Source organism: Lysobacter arenosi (assembly GCF_016613475.2).
Classification (GTDB): Bacteria; Pseudomonadota; Gammaproteobacteria; order Xanthomonadales; family Xanthomonadaceae; genus Lysobacter_J; species Lysobacter_J arenosi.
In genome coordinates this window covers 1944730-1968984 of record NZ_CP071517.1, presented here as the reverse complement: position 1 = coordinate 1968984, position 24255 = coordinate 1944730, and the positions used below count along the sequence as shown (strand labels likewise).

Annotated in this window: 25 protein-coding genes; 8 read left to right on the top strand and 17 right to left on the bottom strand. The window is 67.8% G+C overall.

Features of this window, described 5'->3' with window-relative positions; all coding sequences use genetic code 11:
- The first annotated feature begins 10 nt into the window (after window positions 1-10).
- From lgt to HIV01_RS09220, 3 genes are read left to right on the top strand one after another with little or no spacing between them, the layout of a single operon-like run.
- Window positions 11-889, top strand: a complete 879-nt coding sequence (lgt, locus tag HIV01_RS09230; protein ID WP_200606613.1) for a prolipoprotein diacylglyceryl transferase — start codon at window positions 11-13, stop codon at window positions 887-889.
- 16 nt (window positions 890-905) lie between these two features.
- On the top strand, window positions 906-1700 hold the full coding sequence (locus HIV01_RS09225) for a thymidylate synthase (RefSeq protein WP_200606612.1): 795 nt from the start codon (window positions 906-908) through the stop codon (window positions 1698-1700).
- A 14-nt stretch (window positions 1701-1714) separates the two neighbouring features.
- Window positions 1715-2209, top strand: coding sequence for a dihydrofolate reductase (locus tag HIV01_RS09220; protein ID WP_200608419.1), 495 nt, complete (start codon window positions 1715-1717; stop codon window positions 2207-2209).
- 31 nt (window positions 2210-2240) lie between these two features.
- Here HIV01_RS09220 and HIV01_RS09215 read toward each other — a convergent pair whose 3' ends face one another.
- The 9 genes from HIV01_RS09215 to HIV01_RS09175 form a co-directional block, all read right to left on the bottom strand.
- On the bottom strand, window positions 2241-3263 hold the full coding sequence (locus HIV01_RS09215; RefSeq protein ID WP_207527156.1) for a symmetrical bis(5'-nucleosyl)-tetraphosphatase: 1023 nt from the start codon (window positions 3261-3263) through the stop codon (window positions 2241-2243).
- A 16-nt stretch (window positions 3264-3279) separates the two neighbouring features.
- A complete protein-coding gene (gene apaG, locus HIV01_RS09210) occupies window positions 3280-3663 on the bottom strand; it encodes a Co2+/Mg2+ efflux protein ApaG (RefSeq protein ID WP_158734096.1) in 384 nt (127 codons plus the stop codon).
- Between the two features lie 133 nt (window positions 3664-3796).
- Window positions 3797-4606, bottom strand: a complete 810-nt coding sequence (rsmA, locus tag HIV01_RS09205) for a 16S rRNA (adenine(1518)-N(6)/adenine(1519)-N(6))-dimethyltransferase RsmA (protein WP_200606610.1) — start codon at window positions 4604-4606, stop codon at window positions 3797-3799.
- A complete protein-coding gene (gene pdxA / locus HIV01_RS09200) occupies window positions 4603-5637 on the bottom strand; it encodes a 4-hydroxythreonine-4-phosphate dehydrogenase PdxA (protein WP_200606609.1) in 1035 nt (344 codons plus the stop codon). The genes rsmA and pdxA overlap by 4 nt, the downstream gene beginning before the upstream one ends.
- A gap of 11 nt (window positions 5638-5648) precedes the next feature.
- Entirely contained in the window at window positions 5649-7010 is a 1362-nt protein-coding gene (locus tag HIV01_RS09195) for a peptidylprolyl isomerase (protein ID WP_200606607.1), read from the bottom strand.
- Complete coding sequence (lptD, locus tag HIV01_RS09190) at window positions 7007-9487, bottom strand: LPS assembly protein LptD (RefSeq protein ID WP_200606605.1); 2481 nt, start codon at window positions 9485-9487, stop codon at window positions 7007-7009. Before lptD ends, HIV01_RS09195 begins: the two co-directional genes overlap by 4 nt.
- Window positions 9488-9593: 106 nt before the next feature.
- Window positions 9594-10520: a histone deacetylase family protein gene (locus HIV01_RS09185; protein WP_207527155.1), complete on the bottom strand. Its 927-nt coding sequence runs from the start codon at window positions 10518-10520 to the stop codon at window positions 9594-9596.
- A 27-nt stretch (window positions 10521-10547) separates the two neighbouring features.
- Window positions 10548-11102, bottom strand: coding sequence for a cob(I)yrinic acid a,c-diamide adenosyltransferase (locus HIV01_RS09180; RefSeq protein ID WP_200606603.1), 555 nt, complete (start codon window positions 11100-11102; stop codon window positions 10548-10550).
- 19 nt (window positions 11103-11121) lie between these two features.
- Entirely contained in the window at window positions 11122-11703 is a 582-nt protein-coding gene (locus tag HIV01_RS09175; protein WP_200606602.1) for a DUF6580 family putative transport protein, read from the bottom strand.
- Window positions 11704-11756: 53 nt separating this feature from the next.
- Between HIV01_RS09175 and ubiH the strand changes: the two genes are divergently transcribed.
- Both ubiH and HIV01_RS09165 read left to right on the top strand, forming a co-directional pair.
- Window positions 11757-13067, top strand: a complete 1311-nt coding sequence (ubiH, locus tag HIV01_RS09170) for a 2-octaprenyl-6-methoxyphenyl hydroxylase (protein ID WP_200606601.1) — start codon at window positions 11757-11759, stop codon at window positions 13065-13067.
- A complete protein-coding gene (locus HIV01_RS09165; protein ID WP_200606600.1) occupies window positions 13064-14263 on the top strand; it encodes an FAD-dependent oxidoreductase in 1200 nt (399 codons plus the stop codon). The genes ubiH and HIV01_RS09165 overlap by 4 nt, the downstream gene beginning before the upstream one ends.
- A gap of 85 nt (window positions 14264-14348) precedes the next feature.
- Here the strand turns inward: HIV01_RS09165 and HIV01_RS09160 are convergent, their stop codons facing one another.
- The 5 genes from HIV01_RS09160 to HIV01_RS09140 form a co-directional block, all read right to left on the bottom strand.
- Window positions 14349-15059, bottom strand: a complete 711-nt coding sequence (locus HIV01_RS09160; RefSeq protein ID WP_200606599.1) for an EF-hand domain-containing protein — start codon at window positions 15057-15059, stop codon at window positions 14349-14351.
- A 112-nt stretch (window positions 15060-15171) separates the two neighbouring features.
- Window positions 15172-16224 (bottom strand): 23S rRNA (cytidine(2498)-2'-O)-methyltransferase RlmM, encoded by a 1053-nt coding sequence (gene rlmM, locus HIV01_RS09155; protein WP_200608417.1) that lies wholly within the window; start codon window positions 16222-16224, stop codon window positions 15172-15174.
- A gap of 30 nt (window positions 16225-16254) precedes the next feature.
- A complete protein-coding gene (locus HIV01_RS09150) occupies window positions 16255-16830 on the bottom strand; it encodes a nucleoside deaminase (RefSeq protein WP_200606598.1) in 576 nt (191 codons plus the stop codon).
- Window positions 16830-17270, bottom strand: coding sequence for a hypothetical protein (locus tag HIV01_RS09145; protein WP_200606596.1), 441 nt, complete (start codon window positions 17268-17270; stop codon window positions 16830-16832). Before HIV01_RS09145 ends, HIV01_RS09150 begins: the two co-directional genes overlap by 1 nt.
- An 11-nt stretch (window positions 17271-17281) precedes the next feature.
- Complete coding sequence (locus HIV01_RS09140) at window positions 17282-19054, bottom strand: glutamine--tRNA ligase/YqeY domain fusion protein (RefSeq protein WP_200606594.1); 1773 nt, start codon at window positions 19052-19054, stop codon at window positions 17282-17284.
- A gap of 126 nt (window positions 19055-19180) precedes the next feature.
- On the opposite strand from HIV01_RS09140, the gene HIV01_RS09135 reads away from it, so the two are divergent.
- The 3 genes from HIV01_RS09135 (at window position 19181) to HIV01_RS09125 (ending at window position 20673) form a co-directional block, all read left to right on the top strand.
- Window positions 19181-19450 carry a putative signal transducing protein gene (locus HIV01_RS09135; RefSeq protein ID WP_200606592.1) on the top strand — a complete coding sequence of 90 codons (270 nt, stop codon included), beginning with the start codon at window positions 19181-19183 and terminating at the stop codon, window positions 19448-19450.
- Between the two features lie 55 nt (window positions 19451-19505).
- Complete coding sequence (locus tag HIV01_RS09130) at window positions 19506-20024, top strand: adenine phosphoribosyltransferase (RefSeq protein ID WP_200606590.1); 519 nt, start codon at window positions 19506-19508, stop codon at window positions 20022-20024.
- A 73-nt stretch (window positions 20025-20097) separates the two neighbouring features.
- Window positions 20098-20673: a hypothetical protein gene (locus tag HIV01_RS09125; RefSeq protein WP_200606587.1), complete on the top strand. Its 576-nt coding sequence runs from the start codon at window positions 20098-20100 to the stop codon at window positions 20671-20673.
- Window positions 20674-20676: 3 nt separating this feature from the next.
- On the opposite strand, the gene HIV01_RS09120 is transcribed toward HIV01_RS09125, so the two are convergent.
- The 3 genes from HIV01_RS09120 to ahpC form a co-directional block, all read right to left on the bottom strand.
- Window positions 20677-21612, bottom strand: coding sequence for a LysR substrate-binding domain-containing protein (locus HIV01_RS09120; RefSeq protein WP_200606585.1), 936 nt, complete (start codon window positions 21610-21612; stop codon window positions 20677-20679).
- 189 nt (window positions 21613-21801) lie between these two features.
- Window positions 21802-23391: an alkyl hydroperoxide reductase subunit F gene (ahpF, locus tag HIV01_RS09115; protein WP_200606583.1), complete on the bottom strand. Its 1590-nt coding sequence runs from the start codon at window positions 23389-23391 to the stop codon at window positions 21802-21804.
- 197 nt (window positions 23392-23588) lie between these two features.
- Window positions 23589-24152, bottom strand: a complete 564-nt coding sequence (gene ahpC / locus HIV01_RS09110) for an alkyl hydroperoxide reductase subunit C (protein WP_200606581.1) — start codon at window positions 24150-24152, stop codon at window positions 23589-23591.
- Window positions 24153-24255: the final 103 nt, after the last annotated feature.

Here is a 24255-nt window from a genome sequence, read left to right as displayed (position 1 = left end):
GTACCGCCGCATGATCGTCCTGCACCAGATCGATCCGATCGCCTTCCATCTCGGCCCGCTGCAGGTGCACTGGTACGGAATCATGTACCTGCTGGGCTTCGGCACAGCATGGTGGCTGGGTCGACGCCGCGTCACTGCCGGACGCCTGCCCGGGGTCAGCGAACAGGCCTACGGCGACCTGCTCTTCTACGCGATGCTCGGCGTCGTACTGGGCGGGCGCCTGGGCTACGTCTTCTTCTATTCCTTCCACGACCTGCTGCGCGATCCGCTGATGCTGCTGCGCATCTGGGAAGGTGGCATGAGCTTCCACGGCGGCCTGCTCGGCGTGGTCGCCGCGGCCTGGTGGTGGTCGCGCCGGCATCGCCTGCATCTGTTCGACACCGTCGATTTCATCGCGCCGCTGGTGCCGCCGGGCCTGGGCTTCGGCCGCCTGGGCAACTACATCGGCGGCGAGTTGTGGGGCAAGTACACCGATGCCGGTTGGGGCGTGGTATTTCCGCGCGCGCCGGAGTTCAGCAACTGGACCCGCGAGCAGATCCACAGCCAGTTCGCCAGCGGCGCACTGGAGCGGTTTGCGCGCCATCCCTCGCAGCTGTACCAGGCCCTGCTCGAAGGGCTGGTGATGTTCCTGGCGCTGTGGTGGTTCTCCAGCAAACCGCGTCCGCGCTATGCGGTGTCGGGCCTGTTCGCGCTGCTGTACGGCTGCTTCCGCTTCCTGATCGAGTTCGTCCGCGTGCCCGACCCGCAGATCGGCTACCTCGCTTTCGGCTGGCTGACGATGGGGCAGGTGCTGAGCCTGCCGCTGATCGCGCTGGGCCTGTTCTGGCTGTGGTGGTCGCGTCGCCAGCCGACGCTGCAGCCGCTGGCCGTGCCGCCGAACGCGGGCTGAGCAGAGGACCGATGAGATGAAGCAATACCTCGACCTGCTGCGCCATGTACTCGACCACGGCAGCGACAAGGCCGACCGCACCGGTACCGGCACGCGCAGCGTGTTCGGCTGGCAGATGCGCTTCGACCTGGCCGAAGGCTTTCCGCTGGTCACCACCAAGAAGCTGCACCTGCGCTCGATCGTGCACGAGTTGCTGTGGTTCCTGCAGGGCGAAACCAACATCGCCTACCTGAAGGACAACAAGGTCAGCATCTGGGACGAATGGGCCGACGCCGACGGCGAGTTGGGTCCGGTGTACGGCAAGCAGTGGCGACGCTGGGCCGGTGCCGATGGCATCGAGATCGACCAGATCCGCTGGGTGGTCGAGGAGATCAAGCGCAATCCCGACTCGCGCCGCCTGATCGTCTCGGCGTGGAATGTCGCCGACCTGCCGCGCATGGCGTTGATGCCGTGCCACACGATGTTCCAGTTCTACGTCGCCAACGGCAAGCTCAGCTGCCAGCTGTACCAGCGCAGCGGCGACATCTTCCTCGGCGTGCCGTTCAACATCGCCAGCTATGCGCTGCTGACGCACATGGTTGCTCAGGTGTGCGGCCTGGGCGTCGGCGACTTCGTCCACACGCTGGGCGACGCGCACCTGTACTCGAACCATTTCGAGCAGGCGCGCGAGCAGCTGTCGCGCACGCCGCGCGCGCTGCCGACGCTGCGGCTCAACCCGGACGTGCGCGACATCTTCGGCTTCCACTACGACGACATCGCGATCGAGCACTACGACCCGCTGCCGGCGATCAAGGCGCCGGTCGCGGTCTGATGTCGCCGGTCCCGGTGGAACTTGTCCTGATCGCCGCGCACGACCGCAATCGCGCCATCGGTCGCGACAACGACCTGCCGTGGCGCCTGCCCGATGACCTCAAGCGCTTCAAGGCGCTGACGCTGGGCAAGCCGGTGCTGATGGGACGCAAGACCGCGCAGTCGCTCGGACGTGCGTTGCCCGGGCGGCTCAACCTGGTGCTGACGCGCTCGGGGCAGGTGCCGTTCGAGGGCATGCAGGCGGTGGCGTCGCTGGACGAGGCCATGCGCATCGCGCAGGCCGCCGGTGTGCCGGCGCTTTGCGTGATCGGTGGTGGCGAGGTCTATGCGCAGTGCCTGCAGCAGGCAACGCAGATGCACCTGACCCTGGTCGACACCGTGGTCGAGGGTGCCGACGCGTTCTTCCCCGTGATCGATGAGGGGCAGTGGCGCGTCGTGGCGCGCGAACGGCACGAGGCGGATGCAAAACACGCCTGCGCGTTCGAGTTCGTCGACTACATCCGCGCCTGAAGGTACTGCGTAGGGGCGAGCAAGCTCGCGCCTACCCCTCGCTCAGTCCTGGTCGGTTTCCACCGGCGGCGCAGGAGCAGCGGTTTCGTTCTGACGCGGCCTTCCTTGTCCGCCATTGCCCTGGGCCACGCGGTTGCCCCTGGCGCGGCTGGCCGCCCTGCGACTGGCGTTGCTGGCGCTGGCGATTGCGGTCGTCGGCGTGGTACGGCGGTCGCGGCCGCGGCGGCGTCGCCGGCACATCGCGCCCTGCTACCTGGACCAGGCGCAGCTCATCGGTGTCGAGCTGCAATGCGGTGAGCTTGCCGCCCCACACCGCGCCGGTGTCGATGGCGTGGACGCCGTGGCCGATGAACAGTCCCAGCGTCGACCAGTGGCCGCAGACGATCTTGAGGTCGCGCTCCACGCGCCCGGGCACTTCGTACCAGGGATACAGGCCGGCCGGCTGGGTGCCGGGGCTGCCCTTGTCCTCGAACGAGATGCGGCCGCGCGGCGTGCAGTAACGCAGGCGCGTGAACACGTTGATGATCGCGCGATGGCGCTCGACGCCGGCCAGCTTGGGATGCCAGGCCGGCTTGTCGCCGTACATGTTCTTGAGCAGCCGGCGGAACTGGTCGCCGTGCAGGCGCTCCTCGATCTCGCGGGCGAAGCGCTCGGCCATCTGCGTCGACCACTGCGGCGCCAGTGCGGCGTGGACCATCATCCAGCCCAGCTTGCGGTCGGCGTGGACCAGCTTCTGCATGCGCAGCCAGGTCAGCAGTTCGTCACGGTCTTCGGCGAGGACGATGCGCTGCAGGTCCTGGTTGACCTTGCGCTGCTCGTCCTCGCGCCGTTCGCCGATCGCCAGCAGCGACAGGTCATGGTTGCCCAGCACGACCACGCTGTTGGCGCGCAGCGAGTGCACCAGCCGCAGGGTTTCCAGCGACTGGCCGCCGCGGTTGACCAGGTCGCCGCAGAACCAGAGCTGGTCGCGCGCGGGATCGAAGGCGATCTTCTCCAGCAGACGCTGCGTCGCGTCGTAGCAGCCTTGCAGATCGCCGATGGCCCAGGTGGTCATGTGCTGATGGGCCCGGTCAGTGCAACGTTCGCGGCACGGACAGGCTGAAGGCCGGAATCGGCGCATCAAACTGCGTGCCATCGTCGGCGAGCATGTGGTAGCTGCCTTCCATCATGCCGTGGCTGGTTTCCAGCACGGCACCGGAGGTGTATTCGAAGTCGTCGCCGGGGCGCAGGTACGGCTGCTCGCCCACCACGCCCTCACCCTCGACCTCCTGGACCTTGCCGTTGCTGTCGGTGATCAGCCAGCGCCGGCTCAGCAGGCGCGCGGGCACGCGGCCGGCATTGCGGATGCTGATCGTGTAGGCGAAGACATAGCGGTCCTGGCCAGGCTCGGACTGGTCATCGAGGTAACGGGTGGCGACGGAGACGTCGACGGCGTAATCGGTACTGCGTTCCATGCCGACAGTGTAGGGCGAGGCGTCGAAAATTGGTCAACGTTGTGTGCACGAGCCGTTGAAGGCGGGCGCCAGGAGGCGCATGGCCGACGTCCAGCCGATGCGCGTTGCGGGTCCGTTCACTGCATTGCGCCGGCTACGCCTTTGCCAGCGAGTTGGCCAGGCGCACGAAATCGGCGACCTCGATCTGTTCGGCGCGCGCGTCGGGGCGTACGCCGACAGCCTCGATCGCGGCCGCATCGCACAGTTTCGACAGTGCATTGCGCAGGGTCTTGCGACGCTGCCCGAACGCATCGCGCACGACTGCGGTGAACATGGCCGGATCGGCGACGCCAATGGTCTCCGGTGCGCGCGGCACCAGCCGCACCACGGCCGAATCCACCTTCGGCGGCGGCTTGAACGCGCCCGGCGGTACGTCGAACAGCGGCGTCACGTGGCAGTAGGCCTGCAGCATCACGCCCAGGCGTCCGTAGACCTTGCTGCCCGGCCCGGCGGCCATGCGGTCGACCACTTCCTTCTGCAGCATGAAGACCATGTCGTGGATGGCCGTGGCATGGTCCAGCGCATGGAACAGGATCGGCGAGGACAGGTTGTAGGGCAGGTTGCCGACCAGTCGGATCTTTCCGTCGCCGGCGCCACTGTTGCGCGCGATCGCGCTGAAGTCGACGCTGAGCACGTCGCGGTGGATCACTTCCAGCGTGCCGTGCGCGCGCGCGGCATCGGTCAGCGGAAAGATCAGGTCGCGATCGAACTCGATCACCGTCAGCTCGCCATGGCGGTCGAGCAGCGGAAACGTGATGGCGCCCTGGCCGGGACCGATTTCGACCAGGCGATCGCCCGGCTTGGGATCGACCGCCTGCACGATCATGTCGATGATCCGGCGGTCGTGCAGGAAGTGCTGGCCGAGGTGCTTCTTTGCCGGCTCGGTGAAGTGGCGCGTGCTCATGCGGGCGAGCCCTTGGAAATTGTGCTCGTTGAGGATGTGCCCGAAGCGCTGCGCCGGATGCGGGCAATGCGGGCACAGGTATCGGCGGCGGCGATCAGGCTCGAAGCGTCGGCCACGCCCTGGCCCGCCAGTTCCAGCGCGGTGCCGTGGTCGACTGCCACGCGCGGGTAGGGCAGGCCGAGGGTGAGGTTCACCGCGTGTTCGAAGCCGCTGTACTTCAGCACCGGCAATCCCTGGTCGTGGTACATCGCCACCACCGCGTCGAAGCCGCGCAGCTTGGCCGGCAGGAAGGCGGTATCGGCGGGCAGCGGACCCACCAGCCTCAGGCCCTGGGCGCGCAGCGTGGCGATGGCCGGTTCGATGATGTCCAGCTCTTCGCGGCCGAGGTGGCCGGCTTCGCCGGCATGCGGGTTCAGGCCCAGCACCGCGATCACTGGCTCGGCAATGCCGAAATCGTGGCGCAGTGCCGCATGGGTGGTCAGCAGGGTGTGGGTCAACGCCCGCGCGCTGATGGCATCGGCGACCGCACGCAGGGGCAGGTGGGTGGTGACCAGGGCGACGCGGACGACGTCGTTGGCCAGCATCATCACCACCTCACTCCCGGCCTGTTGCGCCAACAGTTCGGTCGTGCCCGTGTAGGCAATGCCGCCTTCGTTGATCACGGCCTTGTGCACGGGGCCGGTGACCACGCCGTCGTACGTGCCATCGAGGCAGCCCTGCGCGGCCTGCAGCAGGGCAGCGATCACCGCCTGCGCATTGCGCGGGTCGGGATGGCCGAACTCGGGGGCAACGGCGTTGGTGACCTCGACCAGGGCCAGTTCGCCGGGCCCGAGGGCCGGCTGCCCGGGTGGCAGCAATTGCAGTGGCAGGCCCAGCGCGGCGGCGGCAGCCCGCAGGCTGCGTGCGTCGGCGAAGGCGGTCAGGGAATAGTCGCGCGGCCGCTGTGCCAGCCGCACGCACAACTCGGGGCCGACCCCTGCCGGTTCGCCCGGCACCAGGGCGAGCCGGGCATGGTTGTTCCCGGGGGTCATCCCGGGATCACTCAGCTGCCGCTGGCGGGCGCCGCGGCCGGGGTGGCGGGCTCGGCGGCCTTGCCGACGCGGACGTCAACGAAGGCTTCGCCGCGCATCTCGCGCAGGTAGCGGTTCCACTCGTCCTCGAGCTTGCGACGGCCAATGGTTTCCTGGATCTGGGCGCGACGGTTGCTGTCGCCCACGTTGGTTTCGCGCGTGCCCTCGAGCTTGACGAGGTGCCAGCCGGCCTGCGTGCGCACCGGAGCGGACACCTGGCCCTGCTGCAGCCCGGCCAGGGCCGCGCCGAAGTCGGGGCCGAATTCGTCGCGCGTGAACCACCCCAGCTCGCCACCCTTGCCGCGCGAGCTCGGGTCCTCGGAGTTTTCCTGTGCCAGCAGGGCGAAGTCGGCGCCGCCGGCCAGACGGGCCTGCAGCGTCGCGGCCTTGGCCTTGGCCTTGGCATCGTCGGTCTTGTCGTCGACGCGGATCAGGATGTGCCGGGCCTGGTACTGGGTGACCATGGCCGGTGCCGCCTGCGAGGCGTCGCGGGTCTCGACCAGCTTGACCAGCTGGAAGCCGCTGGGGCCGCGGATCGGTGCGGTGACATCGCCCGGGCTCATGCTGCGCATCATCGAGGTGAACGCCTGCGGGATCTCGTCGACGCTGCGCCAGCCCAGATCGCCGCCTTCCAGCGCGTTCGGGCTGTCGGAGTAGCGCACGGCGGCCGCGGCGAAGTCCATCTCGCCCTTCTCGATCAGGGCCTTCACGCCCTCGATCTTCTTCTGCGCGACGGCGATCTGCTCGGCGGTGGCGCCTTCGGGCAGCTGCACCAGGATGTGGGCCAGGTGGTACTGGTTGCCGCTGTTGGCCTGGGCGGCCATGGCGGCGTCGATTTCCGAGTCGCTGACCGTGACCCGGCTCTGCGCGAAGCGCTGGCGCAGGCGCTGGATCAGCAGTTCATCGCGGATCGAGCTGCGGAAATCATTGTAGGAGGTGCCTTCGCGGGCCAGCTGCTGGCGCAGCTGTTCGGGGCTGACCCGGTTCTGCTGGGCGATGCCGGCGATGGCCTGGTCGACTTCCTGGTCGGTGACCCGCACGCCGGTACCCGCTGCGCGGGCAACCTGCAGCTTCACCAGGACCAGGCGTTCGAGCACCTGGCGCTCGAGCACCTCGCGCGGCGGCAGCTGGGCCTCGCGGCCGGCGTACTGACCGAGGATGTTGGCAACGGCGCGGTCGAGTTCGGTCTTGAGGATCACGTCCTCGTCGACCACGGCAGCGATGCCGTCGATGGGCTGGACCGAGCCGGTGGGCTCCTGGGCCGTTGCGGTCGCCAGCGGCAGGGTGCCGGAGAGCACCGCGACGGCAAGGGCGGACGCGAATAGTTTCTTCATAGGGTCGGGTCGGGAGTTGATTCGACTTGGCCGCCGCCGTTGTTCAGGCGCTCCGCGGAGCTTGGCGGCACGAGATAGAGGTCATCGCGGTTGTAACCGAGGATACCACGGCGCAGGGCGCGCTCTACGTTCTGCCCGGCCGAGCCCAGGCCCTTGAGTTCAAACTCGAACATGATCCGGGTATCCAGTTCACCATCACGATTGCGCAGGTAGCGGCGGCCCACCAGTCGGGCGGCAAGGCAGCAGCTCTCCCATTGGACACCGGCGATCGTCTCAAGTTGCTTCTTGTCGAGGATCGAGTAGTAGTAGCGGCCGACCACGCTCCAGGTGCGGTTGATCGGGTACAGGAACGAGAAATCGGCCTGTTCGAGCAGGTCCTGGTTCTCCGGCGGGTCGATCCCCGGGCGGAAGCCCGAGTTGCGCCGGTAGCGGTAGCCGAAATTGACCACGCCGTTGTTGTCGAAGATGTAGCGGGCGCGGAAGCTGGTCATGTCCTCGGCGCGGTACTTCGGGTTCCACATGTACGTGCCCGCGATCGTCCAGCGGTCGCTCGGGCTGATGCTGGCGTCGGCGATCCAGGCCGACTTGCCCTGTTCGATCGGCGCCTCGTTGGGCAGGGTGACCCTGCTGTCGTCGAAGTAGAAGATCTGGCCCAGGCTCGCCGCCAGCCGTTCCTGGCCGGTTTCCTCGCTGATCAGGCGCGTGGTCAGGGCCGCGGTGAGCTGGTTGGCATCGGCCTGGCGGTCGGCACCGGTATATCGGTTGTCGCGGAACAGCTGGCCCCAGCTGAACGTGGTCGCGCCGGTGTCGTAGATCGACAGGCCGGACTGGTCGCGGTAGGGGACGTTCAGGTAGTAGATACGTGGCTCGAGCGTATTGAGGTAGCCGTCGCCGCGGATCGTGGTGTTGCGATCGAAGTAGAGTCCGGCGTCAACCGAGGTGATCGGCATGTTGCGGCTCTGGGTGCTGTCGCTGAACTGTTCGATCAGCTCGGGCGTTACCGTGCCGCCATAACGCCGGACGAATTCGGTGGCCCGCTGCAGACCGCTGCCGTCGGCCTGGTAGGCGGTGTAGCGCCATGCCAGCTTGGGGCGGATGAACCAGGCGGCGCCTTCGAGCGGCATGACAACGTAGGGCTTCAGGTCAAAGCGTGAGCCGCCGAGGAACTCGGTGTGTTGGAAGCGCACCGCTTCGGTGTCGACACCTGCCTGCAACCAGTTTCCGACCACCGGCTGCGCCCAGTGCGCGTAGGCACGCGGCAGGCGATCGAACGCCAGGCTGGCATCGGTCAGGGTGTAGTCGGCCAACTGGTAATGGTCGGCCATCAGCTGCGCTTCCCAGTAGCGGCCACGACCATACAGGCCCGCATCGCTGCGGATCGTGGAGTTCGAAATGCCGTACAGGCTGCTGCTGAAATCCTCGAAGTAATGTGTGTCGCTGACCCAGCCCAGGTTGGTGTTGGCGTACCAGGTGCTGTTGAGGTTGTGGGTGGCGGTCAGGGCGAACTGACCGCGATTGTCCTCGGGCAGCGTGGCGCCCGGAATCGGATTGCCGTTGAGATCGTAGAGGTAGCGCTCGGGCTCGTTGCCGGGCAGGTCGTCCTTCGGCATCCAGTTGCCATAAACCTCGCCCCTGCCGTTTGGATAAAGCCAGCGGAACTCGGCGCCCAGCAGGCTGCCGCGGTCGCTCATGTAGCGCGGAAAGAGCGTGGCATCGTAGTTCGGGGCAAGGTTGAGGTAGACCGGCTGCCGCCAGTCGAAACCGTTGCGTCCCGACAGCGAAAGCTGCGGATACAGCAGGCCGGTGCGGCGGCGCTCGTCGACCGGGAACATGAACCACGGCACGTACATCACCGGCACCTTGCCGATGCGGATGGTGGCGTTGCGTGCCACGCCCATGCCTTCGGCGGTATCGATGTCGATGCGATGCGCGCGAAGTTCCCACGCGCGCTGGTCGGGCGCGCAGGTGGAATAGGTCGAACCGACCAGGCTGCCCTTGGGGCCATTGAGGTCGATGCGCTCGGCGCCACCGTTGCCACGGCGCTGGGTCAGCTGGTACTGGACGTCCTCGATGCGGTGCTGGTCGGCCGTCTGATCGCCCTCGGCGCGCGCCGCGGTGACGCGCATGCCCGAGTCCTGGTAGCGGACGTGGCCGATGGCGCTGTACTTGCCGGTCTGCTCGTTGTAGCTGAGCTTGTCGGTGCCGAGGAACTGGTCGCCGCGATTGAGCTTGACGTTGTCCTGGACGACGATGTCCTGGTCGTTGGCCGAACGCTCGAGCTGGCCACCGTCGATATCGGTCGGTTCCTGGCCACGCGTGGCCATGTTGCCCATCGGAGCGGGCGCGTCATCGAAGGACGGCACCGCGTCCACGATCGGACACAGGCCCCAATCCTCTCCGTCGCCGTCGGCGGCGTGCGCGGGCAGGGCCAGCGCGATGCACAGCGACAACGGGAGCAGGCGTAGGGATTGGCGCACTCGGGAACCGTCGCTTGGCGTGGGGAAACGGGTCGCTAGCTTGCCGTATCCACTGCAAGCGGGCAACGCGAGCGCCATCATGCTCCCATCCTTGTTCATTTCCGCGTCAAGGCGCGGTGGGGCCCTCGGACAGGGCGCCCACGTGCGCGACGCTGCATTCGCGCAGTGCCGACAGGTCATAGCCGCCTTCGAGCATCGACACGACCCTGCCGTTGCCATGGCGGTTGGCGACGGCGACCAGTTCGCGGGTGATCCAGGCGTAGTCGTCGGTTTCCAGCTCCAGCTGGGCGAGCGGGTCGCGCTTGTGTCCGTCGAAGCCGGCGGAGATGAAGAGCATCTGCGGCCGGAACGAATCCAGGGCCGGCAGCAGCTGCTCGCGCCAGGCGCGGCGGAAGCCGTCACTGCCGCAGGCCGGTGGCAACGGTGCGTTGACGATGTTGCCGACGCCGCGTTCGTTGGCGTAACCAGTGTCCGGATACAGCGGCATCTGGTGCGAGCTCAGGTACATCACCCGCGGGTCGGTATCGAAGATCGCCTGCGTGCCGTTGCCGTGGTGAACGTCGAAATCGACAACGGCCACGCGCGACAACCCGTGCTTGTCGCAGGCATGGGCGGCGGCAACGGCGATGTTGTTGAACAGACAGAAGCCCATGGCCACCACCGAAGTGGCATGGTGTCGAGGCGGCCGGACCGCGCAGAACGCGCGGCGTACTTCGCCGTGCATCACCGCGTCGACCGCGGCGATGCCCGCGCCTGCCGCCCGCAGCGCGGCTTCGGCCGAGCCTGGTGCCAGCACCGTGTCCGGATCGAGCGCCATCGGTCCATCGACGGCGGTGTCGAGCACCAGCGCCAGCAATGCATCGTCGTGGACGCGCAGCAGCTGCCCGCGACTTGCGCGCGGCGCCTCCTGCCAGTCGAGTCCGGGAAAGTTCTCGCGCAGCGCTTCGGTCACGGCGACCAGCCGCAGCGGGCGCTCGGCGTGGCCGGGGCCGGGATCGTGGAAGGTGCAGGCCGTGTGGCTGTAGACGCGCATGTCAGCCGGGCTCCGACTTCTGCGCGCTCAGGCCTTGCGGCGCTCGTGGTTCCACAGCACTTCGCCGTGGCCACTGGCGCGCGCCAGCACGCGCGCGAGCACGAACAGCAGATCGGACAGGCGATTGAGATAGCGCACCGCTTCGGGCCGAACCGGCTCCAGCCGCGACAGCGCGACGGTTTCGCGCTCGGCGCGGCGCACGACGGTGCGTGCGATATGGCAGCGTGCCGCGGCTTCGCCACCGCCGGGGAGGATGAAATCCTTCAGCGGAGGCAGCGGCTCGTTGAATGCATCGAGCTGCTGCTCGAGGCGATCGATGTCGGCATCGAAGATGGCGGCGTGGCCGGGGATGCACAGCTCGCCGCCGAGATCGAACATCTGGTGCTGCACGGTCGTCAGCAGCGAACGGATGTCTTCGGGCACGTCGGTCGCCAGCACCAGGCCGATGCAGGAGTTGGCCTCGTCGACCGTGCCGTAGGCTGCCACGCGCGCCGAATCCTTGGCGACGCGGCTGCCGTCACCCAGACCGGTGGTGCCGTCGTCGCCGGTGCGGGTGTAGATCTTGCTGAGGCGGTTGCCCACGGTTACCGAAAGCCGCCGGTCAGACCGTCTGCATCCGCAACGCCGGAACGCGCTGGCGCAGCAGGGCGAAGCCACCGAACAGCAGTGCGGCGTAGAACAGCGTGCCCAGCACGGTCCACTGGAAGAACGGGATGCCGGCGACGAAGGCGGCGCCCAGGCCGGCAGCGGTCATCGGATAGGTCGGGGTCACCTGGAACGCCCACGAAGCGAAGTTGGTGACGACGAAGAACAGCACCGAGCCGACCAGCGAGTAGCCAAGCACGCGCGAACCACTGACGCGGCCGCGCAGGTTCAGGCCCAGCGCCGTGGTGAGGGCCACGCACAGGTAGACCACCCAGATGCCGGCGCTGCCGAACCAGGTCGAATACAGGCCACCATTGATCGCGGCCAGGGCGATGTCGGAGATGAACATGCCGGCCAGCGGCACGAAGAACGCCCAGCGCCTGGAAGCGAAATACGCACCGCCAAACAGGGCCATGGCCTCGACCGGCGAGAAGTTCGGCGGGTGCGGCAGCAGGCGGGTGAGCGCGGCGACCACGATCATGCCGGCGAGGACCAGCGGGCCGGGTGCGAACAGTTTCTCGGATGCAGGACGATTCATCGTGGTGGATTCTTTGGAAGGTAACGGCCTTCAGGAACCGCTAGCATAACGCAATGCCTGTTTTGCCCCCCAATTCCCCGGCCCCCGAATCCTCCGCCGCGACCGGTTCGTCCGGTCAGCCCCGGCCCGGTCTTCACGATGTCCTCATCGTCGGTGGCGGCCTGGTCGGCGCCAGCCTGGCCATCGCCCTCGAGCGCATCGGCCTGGACGTGGGCCTGATCGAAGCGGCCCCCGCCGGCGCGCTGCCGGCGGTGTTCGACGAGCGCAACCTCAGCTTTGCCGAGGCTACGGTCAATGCGCTGACAGCCCTGGGCGTGCTGCAGAAATTGCGCGCCCCCAGCGGCGCGATCGAGCGCATCCACATCAGCCGCCGCGGCGACTTCGGCCGCAGCCTGCTGGAGGCCCGTCGTTACGGTCGCAGCGAGTTTGGCCGGGTCGTGGTCGCGCGTGATTTCGGCGAGGCGCTCGAAGCGCGCCTGGCCGAATTGCCGCGGCTGAGCCGCTATCGGCCGACCCGCTTCCTCGGCCTGGCGCCGACGGACGGTGCCGCCTGCGCGGTACGCGTCGCCGATGGCGGCGCTGGCAGTGATGGCGGCGAGCGGGTGCTGCGTGCGCAGTTGCTGGTCGCCGCCGACGGAACCCGCAGTGGCGTGCGCGACGCGCTCGGCATCGGCATCGACGAACACGACTATGGCCAGACCCTGTTCGTCACCCGCGTGCGCGCGGCACGACCGCCGGATGGCACCGCCTACGAGCGGCTCGGTGACGAAGGCCCGACAGCGTTGTTGCCGCGCGGCGATCGCCATTACGGCCTGATCCATGCCGTTGCCAGTGAGCACGCAGCGCAGGTCGCGGCACTCGACGAGGCCGGTTTTCTGGCGCGCGCTCAGGACGCATTCGGCTGGCGTGCCGGACGCTTTCTCGGCTGTGGTCCACGCAGTTCGCACCCGGCGATCCGGGTGCTGGCCCAGCGCACCGTCGCCGCGCGCGCCGTGCTGATGGGCAATGCGGCCCAGACCATCCATCCAATCGGCGCGCAGGGATTCAACCTCGGGCTGCGCGACGCGCTGACCCTGGCCGAGCTGATCGAGCACGCACGCCGCGCCGACCCTGGCGCCGATTGTGGTGCGCCCGCGTTGCTCGCGGCGTATGTAGAACGCCGCCGGGAGGATCGCGAGCGCACCACCGGTTTCTCCGACGGCCTGGCCCGGCTGAGTTCCAACGAGGCGCGACTGCTGCGGCCGCTGCGCAGCCTTGGGCTGTTCGCAGTGGACCGGTTGCCATCGGCGCAGTCGTTCCTGGTGGGCGGTGCGATGGGTTATCGCGGTGACGTTCCCGCCTTGTGCCGGGAGATGGCGCGATGAGCCGGCGCGGTGGCCTTGATGTGATCGTGGTCGGTGCCGGCGTCGTCGGTGCCGCGGCGGCACTCGCGTTTGCCCGCGACGGCCTGCGCGTGGCCCTGGTCGAAGCGCGCGAACCGCCGGCATGGCGGCCGGAAGCGACCGAATCGGACGCCATCGATCTGCGCGTCTATGCCTTCGCGCCGGACAATGCTGCGCTGCTCGACGACCTGGGAGCCTGGTCGGGCGTGCGCGATGCGCGCGCGCAGCCGTATCGCTCGATGCGCGTGTGGGATGCGGCGGGCGGTGGCGAGCTCGCGTTCGATGCCGACGCGTTCGGCCGGCGCGAGCTGGGCTGGATCGTCGAACATGCCTTGCTGGTCGATCGCTTGTGGAAAGCACTGCCAGCCGCGGGCGTGCAGTTGCACTGCCCCGACGCGGTCACCGCGTTCGCGCAGGACGAGCAGGGCGGGAGCGTGGAACTGCAGAGCGGACTGTCGTTGCGCGCACGTCTGGTCGTGGCGGCCGACGGTGCCGAGTCGAAACTGCGCGCCTTGGCCGGAATCGAGGCGCCGCGGCACGACTACGGCCAGCGCGGCCTGGTCGCCTTCGTCCGCAGCGAGCTGCCGCACCAGGCGACATGCTGGCAGCGTTTCCTGCCGACCGGCCCGCTGGCATTCCTGCCGTTCGCCAGCGACGCGCACACCAGCTCGATCGTCTGGACCTTGCCCGACGACAAGGCCGCGCGACTGCTGCAGGTCGAAGCGAGCATGTTCCTCGGCGAACTGGAGGCGGCATTCGCCGGACGCCTTGGCTCGTTGGTTGCTGTGTCGAAGCGGGCGGCGTTTCCACTGCGCCTGCAGCTTGCGCAGAGCCAGGCCGCCGGGCGCCTTGCGGTGATTGGCGACGCCGCGCACGCCGTGCACCCGCTGGCCGGGCAGGGCGTCAACCTCGGCCTGCGCGATGTGACGACGCTGCGCGCTGTCGTGGCGAATGCGCACCAGCGCGGCATCGATCCAGGTTCGCCGCAACGGCTGGCACGCTGGGCGCGACAGCAGCGAAGTGCCAATGCTGTATCGGCGTATGCGTTCGACGGCATCAACCGCCTGTTCTCGAACGATGCCATGGTCCCCACCCTGGTGCGCGGGCCGTTGCTGGGCCTGGTCGGGCGGCTGCCGCCGCTGACCCACGCCTTCTGGCGTCACGCTGCCGGGCTTTGACAGTCTCCGCCATCCCTTCCCGGTCCGTGGGAAGGGATGGCTTGCATACCCCCGTCTTCAATGCGTGCGCATGCGCGGCATGCCCTTACTTGCCGCCGGCAAGTTCCTTGCGGGTGATGCGGCCGTTGTGATCGGCGTCGATGCGGGCGAAGTCGGTCGCCAGCGTGGTGTCGGTCGCCACTTCGGTGCGACTGAGGTTGCCGTCGCGGTCGGCATCAAGCGAATCGAAATCGACCTTCGCCGCCAGCGTCGAATTCGGCGGACTCGAGGTCACGTTGACCTGCTGCTGCGCGCTGGCGGCCATCGCCGGAACGGCTGGCGTAGCCGGAACGGCCGGCGCAGGTGGTGTCGCCGCCTGCACGGCTGCATCGGCAGCCTGCTGTGCCTGCGCGCTGGCCGCCCCGGCGACTGATGCCGCCTCGCGCGCCTCGGCCGCGCCGGATGCCGGATTGGCGCCGACGGTGGCGACATCCTGGGCACCATGCGCGTCATGGGCGGCATTGACCGCGCGGTTGGCCGCATCCTGTGCATCGCTGGCGTGCTGCGACGCGGAGGGACCGTAGCCCGGGGCTGCGGTCGCTGTCGCTTCGCGGGCGCTGGCGGCACTCTCGCGCGCGGCGTTGGCCTTGTCGGTGGCCGCCTTCGCGGCGGCTTCGGCCTGCTGCTGCGACTTGGCGGGGCTGGCCTGCGTGCGTTGCGCCATCGCCGTGCCGGTCGATGCGAGCGCGACCAGCAGCGCCGTAGCGAGGACCTTGCTGGTATTGCTGTTCGAGGTGACGCCGTTCGCGGAATTCATCGTCTGCTCTCCCTGTGCTTGTAGGCAGGGGCGACGCTAGTCCCGCAATCATCAACCGCCGATAAATTTCATGTTCACGCGATGCGCAACGTTCACGCAGGTGAGGAAGGCGTCATTGCGGTGTCGCGAAGACGGTGATTTCCTCGCGATCGTGGTAGAGCTGGCGCGCGCGGATGGTCAGCGGTTTCTCCGCCTGCCGCTCGAACAGCTCCAGGCACAGCCGGGTTTCTTCCCAGCGCTTCTTCATCGGCAGCTTCAGGTTGAAGATGGTGTGCCTGCACCAGCCTTCACGGATCCACGTCGCCATGCGCTCGGCGACGCGGCGCGGCTGTTCGACCATGTCGCAGACCATCCAGTCCAGCGGGCCCTTGGGTTGCCACTGGAAACCGTCCGCGCGAAGGTGCTCGACCCGGCCGCTGTCGAGCAGTTCCGGACGCAGCGGTCCGTTGTCGATCGAGATCACGCGCAGGCCCTGGCGCATCATCACCCAGGTCCAGCCGCCAGGTGCCGCGCCGAGATCGGCGGCGCGCATGTTGTCGCGGAACAGTTTCTCGCGCTCGTGCTCGTGCACCAGCGTGAGCAGTGCTTCCTCGAGCTTCAGTGCGGAGCGACTCGGCGCATCGGCGTGCATGCGCAGGCGCGGAATGCCCAGCTGCCACGGCGAGCCGTCGCGCGGACTCGCCTGCGCGAGCATGGCGTGGTCACCTGCGAGGAAGATCACGTGCAGGCGCGGACGTCGCGGGTCGTCGATGCGGGTCAGCCAGCCGGCCTTGCGCAGCGCCGGGCGCAGCGCGTTGCCGAAGCTGCGCGCCAGTCCGGCCAGCGGCTTGGCTTCGTCGGAATCGGGATGCTCGACCCATACGTCGCCATAGGCCGACGGCCTGCCATCGGGGTAGGCCGCATGCAGTGCATTGATGATCGGCGTGATGCGATCGCTCGGGTCCAGTCCCTGCAGATCGGCCAGTCGCAACAGCTTCTGCCGGGCGAAGATCAGATCGTCGTACGGCAATGCCCGCGACAGCGCGACCGCATCGGTGCCGAGGAATTCGACGTAGGCCTGGTTGCGCTGCGTGCGCGCATAGCCGGGCAGGTCGAGCAGCGCGGCGCGCTCGCTCAGCTCGGCGGCCAGTTCCGGTTCGAAGCCGGGGCGGCAGTAGCAGAGCAGGGCGTCGGCGATGGGGGAGTCGGTGCTCACTCAGTAGCGCTCGCCGCCGAGTTCGCCGTAGGTGCGCAGCACCTCGCGCGCATCGCCGCGGTGGATGTCTCGCACGACCTGTATTCCGCGACGCTCGAGTTCGCCGGCCCAGTCGGCCGGCAGTGGGCCTTCGTCGAACTCGGTCAACTCTTCGACGTCGTCGCTGCGCGCGCCGATCAGCAGCCGGTCGACGCCTGCCCACACGGTGGCGCCATAGCACTGGCAGCACGGTTGCGAAGACGTGGCGAGCGTGATCGGGCCGACACGCTGGCCATCGGCGTCCTCATTGAGGCGTGCACGCTGCGTGCGCTGCTGCGCCAGCATGTAGGCCATGGTTTCGGCATGCGCCAGCGAACAGCTGTGGGGCAGCACGCGGTTCACGCCGATGGAGATGATGCGGTCGTCGGGACCGAACACGGCCGCGCCGAACGGGCCGCCGGTGGCGGCCTCGATGTTCAGTCGCGACAGCTCGATGGCCAACGCGACCTTGGCCTCGTCGCCGACGTAGGCGCGGTCGGCGTCAACCGCCTCGTGCACCCACGCAGGCAGGGTCAGGTGGACCTGGGCATACAACATCAGCGCACCTGCTCCGGGCCCTGCTCGAGGGCAGAGGCCTGTTCCTTGCATTGCCCCTGCACGCACTGGCAGCTCTCGATCTGCCTGAAACCGCACACGCCCATGCGACCGCTCTTTGCACAGGCGTCCTGGACGCCCTGCGGATCGGTCGGACTGTTGACGTTGACGCAGGCCGGCATCGCGCCGCAGCAGTTGCCGACGTCCTTGATCGCGCAGTCGTTGTCGCTGCGGCAGCTGCGGTCGATCTTGATGGCCGCAGGCGCTGCCACCGACTGCGCAGGAGCGGGGCCGGCAGCCGGCGTGGGCGCTGGCGGCGCGGCTGGCGCCACCGGCGTTGCCGCGGGCTGCGGCGTCGCCGCCTGGGCCGGGTCAGCGGGCGGTGCGGCACATGCGCACAGCATCAGCAGCACGGCGATCACCATCGTCGACAGGCGAAGCATGGCCTTTCTCCTCAGGATTTCGTGGTCCAGGTGTCACGCAAGGTGACGCTGCGGTTGAACACGGGTGCGTCGCTGCGGTGGTCGTGGCGGTCGGCGACGAAGTAGCCGATGCGCTCGAACTGGAACGACTGCTCCGGACTGGCCACGGCGGCGGCCGGCTCGACATAGCCGGTGACGGTGCGACGCGAATCCGGGTTGAGGTGGTCGGTGTAGGTCTTGCCGGTGCCCTCGTCGTCGTCCGGATCGGCGACGTTGAAGAGACGGTCGTACAGGCGGATCTCGGCGGCGAGGGCATGGCGCGCGCTGACCCAGTGGATCGTGCCCTTGATCTTGCGGTCGGCGCCGGCCATGCCGGGGCGCGATTCGGGATCGAGCACGCCGCGGATCTCGACGACCTTGTCGCCATCCTTGATCACTTCGTCGCAACGGAAGATGCCGGCACCGCGCAGGCGCACTTCACCGCCCGGGATCAGGCGCTTGAAGCCCTTCGGCGGCACTTCCTCGAAGTCCTCGCGCTCGATCCACAGCTCGTTGGAGAACGGCATGGTGCGCACGCCGGCGCTCTCGTCCTTGGGATGGTTCGGGAACGTCAACGATTCCTCATGACCGGCATCCAGGTTGGTGATGACCAGCTTGAGCGGGTCGATCACGGCCATGCGCCGCGATGCGCTGGCATCGAGGTCGTCGCGCAGGGCGCCTTCGAGGATGGAGATGTCGAGCAGCGAGTTCTGCTTGCTGATGCCGACGCGGTCGACCATCAGGCGCAGCGCCGACGGCGTGTAGCCGCGGCGGCGGATGCCCTGCAACGTCGGCATGCGCGGGTCGTCCCAGCCGTCCACCAGCCCGGCCTGCACCAGCGCCATCAGCTTGCGCTTGCTCATCACCAGGTAGTTGAAGTTCAGGCGCGAGAATTCGATCTGGCGCGGCTTGCTGGCCTCGAACGGCAGGCCCTTGTCGAGCAGCGGCTGCACCAGGTCCTTCGAGTTGGCCAGGTCGACCTTGTCCACGCACCAGTCGTAGAGCGGGCGGTGGTCCTCGAACTCCAGCGTGCACAGCGAATGGGTGATGCCCTCGACCGCGTCGCTGAGCGAGTGGGCGAAGTCGTACATCGGGTAGATCGGCCAGTCCATGCCGGTGTTCTGGTGCTCGACGTGCTTGATGCGGTATAGCGCCGGGTCGCGCAGGTTCATGTTGCCGGCGGCCATGTCGATCTTCGCGCGCAGCGTGCGTGCGCCGTCGGGGAATTCGCCGGCGCGCATGCGGCGCAGCAGGTCGAGGTTCTCATCGACGCTGCGGTCGCGGAAGGGCGAGTTGCGGCCCGGCTCGGTCAGCGTGCCGCGGTAGGCGCGCACTTCGTCGGCCGACAGGTCGCAGACGAAGGCGTCGCCCTGGCGCACCAGCTTCTCGGCGGCGCGGTAGATCACTTCGAAATAATCGGAGGCGTGGCGCAGGTCGTGCCACTCGAAACCGAGCCAGCGCACGTCCTCCTGGATGGCGCGCACGTATTCCGGGTCTTCCTTGACCGGGTTGGTGTCGTCCAGGCGCAGGTTGCACTCGCCGCCGAATTCGCGGGCGATGCCGAAGTCCAGGCAGATCGCCTTGGCATGGCCGATGTGCAGGTAGCCGTTGGGCTCGGGCGGGAAGCGGGTCTTGATCGCCTGGTGCTTGCCGCTGGCCACGTCCTCGCGAACGATCTGCCGGATGAAGTCCTGCTTGGTGGTTGCCAGGGAGTCGTCGGCGGTCGGGGCGGCGGTCGGGGCGTTGGCGTGGGGCGTAGCGGACATTCGGGATCGCACGGGCGGGGAAGACCGGGAAGTTTAGCCCGTCATCCCGGCGAGCGCCGGGGCCCCATGTACGCGGCGTCCCGGGCCGGGCGTATTCTGATCCACAGCCTCACCGTGGATTCCCCCATGAAAGTCGTCTACGAAGCCGCCAACCTGATCGACGCCCACCTGGTGCGCCATGCCCTGGAAGCCCAGGAGATCCCGGTGTTCCTCAAGGGCGAGGCGCTGCTGGGCGGAATGGGCGAATTGCCCCTGTTCGGCACGATCCTGGTGTGCGTGCCGGACGTGGTCTGGCCCGAAGCCAGTGAAATAGTCGCTGCGCTGCCGCTGAACCAGCCGCCGGAGGACGGCGGCGAGGAAGCCTCCGACCTCCCGCCGGGCCTGCTGCCGGCCTGAGCTGCCGTCCCGGGCGCATGGGGTATCGTCTCCCGCCCCCCACTTTGGCCCTGCCATGTCCTACTTCGACTCCCTGATCCGCGAAGTCGCCGACTTCCCCAAGCCGGGCGTGGTGTTCCGCGATGTCACCCCGCTGCTCGCCGACGCCGGCGGCTTTGCCCGCTGCATCGATGCACTGGCCGAACCCTGGCAGGGCAGCGAGGTGCAGGCGGTGTGCGGGATCGAGTCGCGTGGCTTCATCTTCGGTGCGGCGCTGGCGCAGAAGCTGCACGCCGGCTTCGTGCCCCTGCGCAAGCCGGGCAAGCTGCCGCCGCCGCTGGTCGAGGTCGCCTACCAGCTCGAGTACGGCAGCGACCGCTTGCAGGCACGCAATGACGCACTGCGGCCGGGCGAGCGGACCCTGATCGTCGACGACGTGCTGGCCACCGGCGGCACGCTTGCGGCGGCGCAGGAACTGGTGCTCAAGCTCGGCGCCGAACTGGTCGGCGCAAGCGTGCTGATCGAGCTGGAAGCATTGCAGGGGCGTTCGCGCTGGCCGGGCGCGACCCCGCTGCACGCGCTGCTTCGTTACTAGGACGGCACGGCATTCACGCCGCCCACGCGCCCGGCCGGTAGCCTGACTGCGGCTCGGCAGCCTGTAGGGGCGGATGGACGCATTCAATTACCTGTCGGTGATGGTGTCCCTGGTGCTGGGCCTGGGCATGACCCAGCTGTTCGCCGGCATCGGCAACATGGTCCAGATCCGCAAGCGCGTCTCGCCCTATTGGCTGCACAGCATCTGGATCGGTTTGCTTATCGCCCTGCACATCCAGATGTGGTGGTCGTTCTGGGCGATGCGTGCGGAGCGCGACTGGACCTATGGCGAGTTCGCCTTCGTCCTGATCGGACCGGCCACGCTGTGCATTGCCAGCCACGCGTTCCTGCCGGAGCTGATCGACGGCACCATCGACGTCAAGAAGCACTATTACGACGCGCGCAAGGTGTTCTTCGGCATGCTGATCGTGGCTGCCGTGTGGGGGATCGTCATTGAACCGCTGATGGGGTTGCGACCACTGCTGATCCCGTTCCGGCTGGTGCAGGTGACGGGGATCGGGTTGATGGTGGCGTGCGCGCTGTCGAGCAATCCACGCGTGCACGTGGTGTCGACCCTGCTCATCACGGCCATGCTCGCGACCGGAACGGTGCTCACGCGCTATCGCCTGGGCCAGACCGGGCTGGAGTGACTGCTACACCGACAACGCCTGCGCGACCTGCGTCTTCGGCGGCACCAGCAACGAGGCCGGCAACTTGCGGAACTCGCCGGCCAGCTGCATCAGGAAGTCGCCCATCGCCGAGCTGCGACGCCAGACCATCGCGATCTGCCGGTGCGGTGCTTCGCCGCGGAAACTCAACAGGTGGATGTCGGACGAGACCGGCACCGGCGGCTGCACGGCCAGCATCGGCAGCAGGGTGATGCCGACGCCCGCGGCGACCATCTGCCGCAGCGTCTCCAGGCTGGTGGCGCGGAAGCCGTCGCGTTCGCCGGCACCGGCCATGTGGCACACGTCCAGTGCCTGGTCGCGCAGGCAGTGGCCTTCCTCGAGCAGGAGCAGGTGCTGGTTGTCGAGATCGTTGATGTCGAGCGAGTCCTGGTCGGCCATCGGGTGCTGTTGCGGCACCGCCAGCAGGAACGGTTCGTCGAACAGCACTTCCACGTGCAGCTGGTCGTCGTGGATGGGCAGTGCGAGCAGGCCGGCATCGAGGCGGCCGTCGCGCAGACGCGCCAGGATCTGGTCGGTCTTCTCTTCGACCAGCAGCAGTTCCAGGCGCGGGAAACGCTGGCGCAGCGGCGCCACCACGTGCGGGAGGAGGTAAGGGCCCAGCGTCGGGAACAGTCCCAACCGCACCGTGCCGGCCTCGGGGTCCTGGCTGCGCCGCGCAATCTCGGCCATCTGCTCGACATCGGCGATGACCTTGCGCGCGCGCTCGGCGACTTCACGCCCGACCGGGGTGAGCATCACCCTTCGTGGCGCGCGTTCGACCAGAGCGACGCCGAGTTCGTCCTCGAGCTTCTTGATCTGCGTCGACAGCGTCGGCTGGCTGACGAAGCTGGCCGCGGCGGCGCGGCCGAAATGCTTGTGGTCGGCGAGGGCTACCAGGTACTTGAGGTCGCGCAGGTTCAAGAGTGGTTCTCCAACTTGCAGAGCGACGGACAGATCGGGTTTGTTGTGCTGCCTTCCATCTACAACGTCTATTTCAATCCTTGACCCTACGCGTCCCGTCATCCCCGCGAAGGCGGGGATCCATGGACGTCGCCTTTGCTCAAGCGGAAAGCAACGTCCTTGGCTTCCCGCTTGCGCGGGAACGACGGTTCAGGCCGCGACCGCAGCCGCGGTCTCCGCCGGTGCACTGGTACGGATCAGATGGTCGAACGCGCTCAGCGCAGCCTTCGAGCCTTCACCCATCGCGATCACGATCTGCTTGTACGGCACGGTCGTGACGTCGCCCGCGGCGAACACGCCCGGGATCGAGGTGCGCCCGTAGGCATCGACTTCGATCTCGCCACGCGGCGACAGCGCCACCGTGCCCTTGAGCCACTCGCTGTTGGGCAGCAGGCCGATCTGCACGAAGACGCCTTCCAGCTCGACGCGATGCGAATCGCCGCCGATGCGGTCCTTGTAGACCAGGCCATTGACCTTCTGGCCATCACCGAGCACTTCGGTGGTCTGGCCGCTGGTGACGACGGTGACATTGGCGAGGCTGCGCAGCTTGCGCTGCAGGACATCGTCGGCGCGCAGCTGGTTGTCGAACTCGATCAGGGTGACATGGCTGACGATGCCGGCCAGGTCGATAGCGGCCTCGACGCCGGAGTTGCCGCCGCCGATGACCGCCACGCGCTTGCCCTTGAACAGCGGGCCGTCGCAGTGCGGGCAATAGGCCACGCCCTTGTTGCGGTACTGCTCTTCGCCGGGCACGTTCATCTGCCGCCAGCGTGCGCCGGTGGCCAGCACCACGCTGCGCGACTTCAGCGATGCGCCATTCTCGAGCTGCACTTCGATCAGGCCGCCCGGCTCGCTGGCCGGAATGAGCTTGCTCGCGCGCTGCAGGTTCATGATGTCGACGTCGTACTCGCGCACGTGCTGCTCCAGCGCGCTGGCCAGCTTCGGGCCCTCGGTGTAGGTCACCGAGATGAAGTTCTCGATCGCCATGGTGTCGAGCACCTGTCCACCGAAGCGCTCGCCTGCGATGCCGGTGCGGATGCCCTTGCGTGCGGCGTAGATCGCCGCTGCTGCGCCGGCCGGGCCGCCGCCGACGACGAGAACGTCAAAAGCATCCTTGGCGCTGATCTTCTCGGCATCGCGCTGCGAAGCGCCTGTGTCGAGCTTGGCCAGTACCTGCTCGATGGTCATGCGACCCTGGTCGAACGGCTGGCCATTGAGGAACACGGTCGGCACCGACATCACCTGGCGCTGCTCGACTTCGTCCTGGTAGAGCGCGCCGTCGATGGCGACGTGGCGGATATTGGGGTTGATCACGCTCATCAGGTTCAGCGCCTGCACCGTATCCGGGCAGCTCTGGCACGAGAGCGACATGAACGTCTCGAACACGTACTCGCCTTCGAGGTCGCGGACCTGCTCGAGCAGCTCCGGCGCGGCCTTCGACGGGTGGCCGCCGACCTGCAGCAGGGCCAGCACCAGCGAAGTGAATTCGTGGCCCATCGGGATGCCCGCGAAGCGCACACCGACATCGGTGCCGACGCGGTTGATCGCGAACGAGGGCTTGCGCGCATCGTCATCGCGGCGCGCATAGGAAATCTTGTCGGACAGCGAGGCGACGTCCTGCAGCAGGGCCTCGAGCTCGCGCGACTTTTCGCCGTCATCGAGCGAAGCGACCAGCTCGATCGGCTGCGTGACCTTTTCCAGGTACGCCTGCAACTGGGTCTTGAGATCGGCATCCAACATGGGGGACGGCTCCATCGATTGTCAGATGAACGCCGCGAGCGCCCGGGCAGGGAGGGAGGGAGAACTGCCCGAACGTCGCGACATCCAAAAAGGAAACTGGCGGGCATCTGGCCGGCCGGGTCCGCGGGGGCGGACAGGGGAGGGCAGGCCCTTACCCCAACCCCTCTCCCGCGCGGGAGAGGGGCATCGGAACGGCTTTAGATCTTGCCGACCAGGTCCAGCGACGGCTTCAGGGTCTTCTCGCCCTCGTGCCACTTGGCCGGGCAGACCTCGCCCGGATGGGAGGCAACGTACTGGGCAGCCTTGACCTTGCGCAGCAGCTCGGACGCGTCACGGCCGATGCCACCGGCATTGATCTCGACGATCTGGATCTTGCCGTCCGGATCGATCACGAAGGTGCCGCGGTCGGCCAGGCCGGCTTCTTCGATCATCACGCCGAAGTTGCGGGTGATGACGCCGGTCGGATCGCCGATCAGCGGGTACTGGATCTTCTTGATCGTGTCGGAGGTGTCGTGCCAGGCCTTGTGGGTGAAGTGGGTGTCGGTCGACACGCCGTAGATCTCCACGCCCAGCTTCTGGAACTCGGCGTAGTTGTCAGCCAGGTCGCCCAGCTCGGTCGGGCAGACGAAGGTGAAGTCGGCCGGGTAGAAGAACACCACGGACCACTTGCCCTTCAGGGTGGCGTCGGTCACTTCGACGAACTCGCCGTTCTTGTAGGCAGTGGCCTTGAACGGAAGAACTTGGGTGTTGATCAGCGACATCAGGGGATTCCTTATGCGGGGTGGGTGGAAGCGATGGGCAAAGATTAGGGATCGCGCGTTAATCCATCAAGTTGATTGATGGAATTGATTTAATAGGCGTTGC

Bases quoted from the DNA above. Each gene is read 5' to 3' on its own strand.
- apaG (WP_158734096.1), bottom strand. From the start codon at position 3,663: ATGGAACGCAGTACCGATTACGCCGTCGACGTCTCCGTCGCCACCCGT.
- HIV01_RS09150 (WP_200606598.1), bottom strand. From the start codon at position 16,830: ATGTTGTATGCCCAGGTCCACCTGACCCTGCCTGCGTGGGTGCACGAG.
- ahpC (WP_200606581.1), bottom strand. From the start codon at position 24,152: ATGTCGCTGATCAACACCCAAGTTCTTCCGTTCAAGGCCACTGCCTAC.
- HIV01_RS09215 (WP_207527156.1), bottom strand. From the start codon at position 3,263: ATGACCACCTGGGCCATCGGCGATCTGCAAGGCTGCTACGACGCGACG.
- HIV01_RS09175 (WP_200606602.1), bottom strand. From the start codon at position 11,703: ATGAATCGTCCTGCATCCGAGAAACTGTTCGCACCCGGCCCGCTGGTC.
- rsmA (WP_200606610.1), bottom strand. From the start codon at position 4,606: ATGAGCACGCGCCACTTCACCGAGCCGGCAAAGAAGCACCTCGGCCAG.
- HIV01_RS09130 (WP_200606590.1), top strand. From the start codon at position 19,506: ATGTCCTACTTCGACTCCCTGATCCGCGAAGTCGCCGACTTCCCCAAG.
- HIV01_RS09145 (WP_200606596.1), bottom strand. From the start codon at position 17,270: ATGCTTCGCCTGTCGACGATGGTGATCGCCGTGCTGCTGATGCTGTGC.
- lgt (WP_200606613.1), top strand. From the start codon at position 11: ATGATCGTCCTGCACCAGATCGATCCGATCGCCTTCCATCTCGGCCCG.
- ubiH (WP_200606601.1), top strand. From the start codon at position 11,757: ATGCCTGTTTTGCCCCCCAATTCCCCGGCCCCCGAATCCTCCGCCGCG.
- HIV01_RS09135 (WP_200606592.1), top strand. From the start codon at position 19,181: ATGAAAGTCGTCTACGAAGCCGCCAACCTGATCGACGCCCACCTGGTG.
- HIV01_RS09160 (WP_200606599.1), bottom strand. From the start codon at position 15,059: ATGAATTCCGCGAACGGCGTCACCTCGAACAGCAATACCAGCAAGGTC.
- HIV01_RS09165 (WP_200606600.1), top strand. From the start codon at position 13,064: ATGAGCCGGCGCGGTGGCCTTGATGTGATCGTGGTCGGTGCCGGCGTC.
- HIV01_RS09125 (WP_200606587.1), top strand. From the start codon at position 20,098: ATGGACGCATTCAATTACCTGTCGGTGATGGTGTCCCTGGTGCTGGGC.
- HIV01_RS09225 (WP_200606612.1), top strand. From the start codon at position 906: ATGAAGCAATACCTCGACCTGCTGCGCCATGTACTCGACCACGGCAGC.
- HIV01_RS09195 (WP_200606607.1), bottom strand. From the start codon at position 7,010: ATGAAGAAACTATTCGCGTCCGCCCTTGCCGTCGCGGTGCTCTCCGGC.
- HIV01_RS09185 (WP_207527155.1), bottom strand. From the start codon at position 10,520: ATGCGCGTCTACAGCCACACGGCCTGCACCTTCCACGATCCCGGCCCC.
- pdxA (WP_200606609.1), bottom strand. From the start codon at position 5,637: ATGACCCCCGGGAACAACCATGCCCGGCTCGCCCTGGTGCCGGGCGAA.
- ahpF (WP_200606583.1), bottom strand. From the start codon at position 23,391: ATGTTGGATGCCGATCTCAAGACCCAGTTGCAGGCGTACCTGGAAAAG.
- HIV01_RS09140 (WP_200606594.1), bottom strand. From the start codon at position 19,054: ATGTCCGCTACGCCCCACGCCAACGCCCCGACCGCCGCCCCGACCGCC.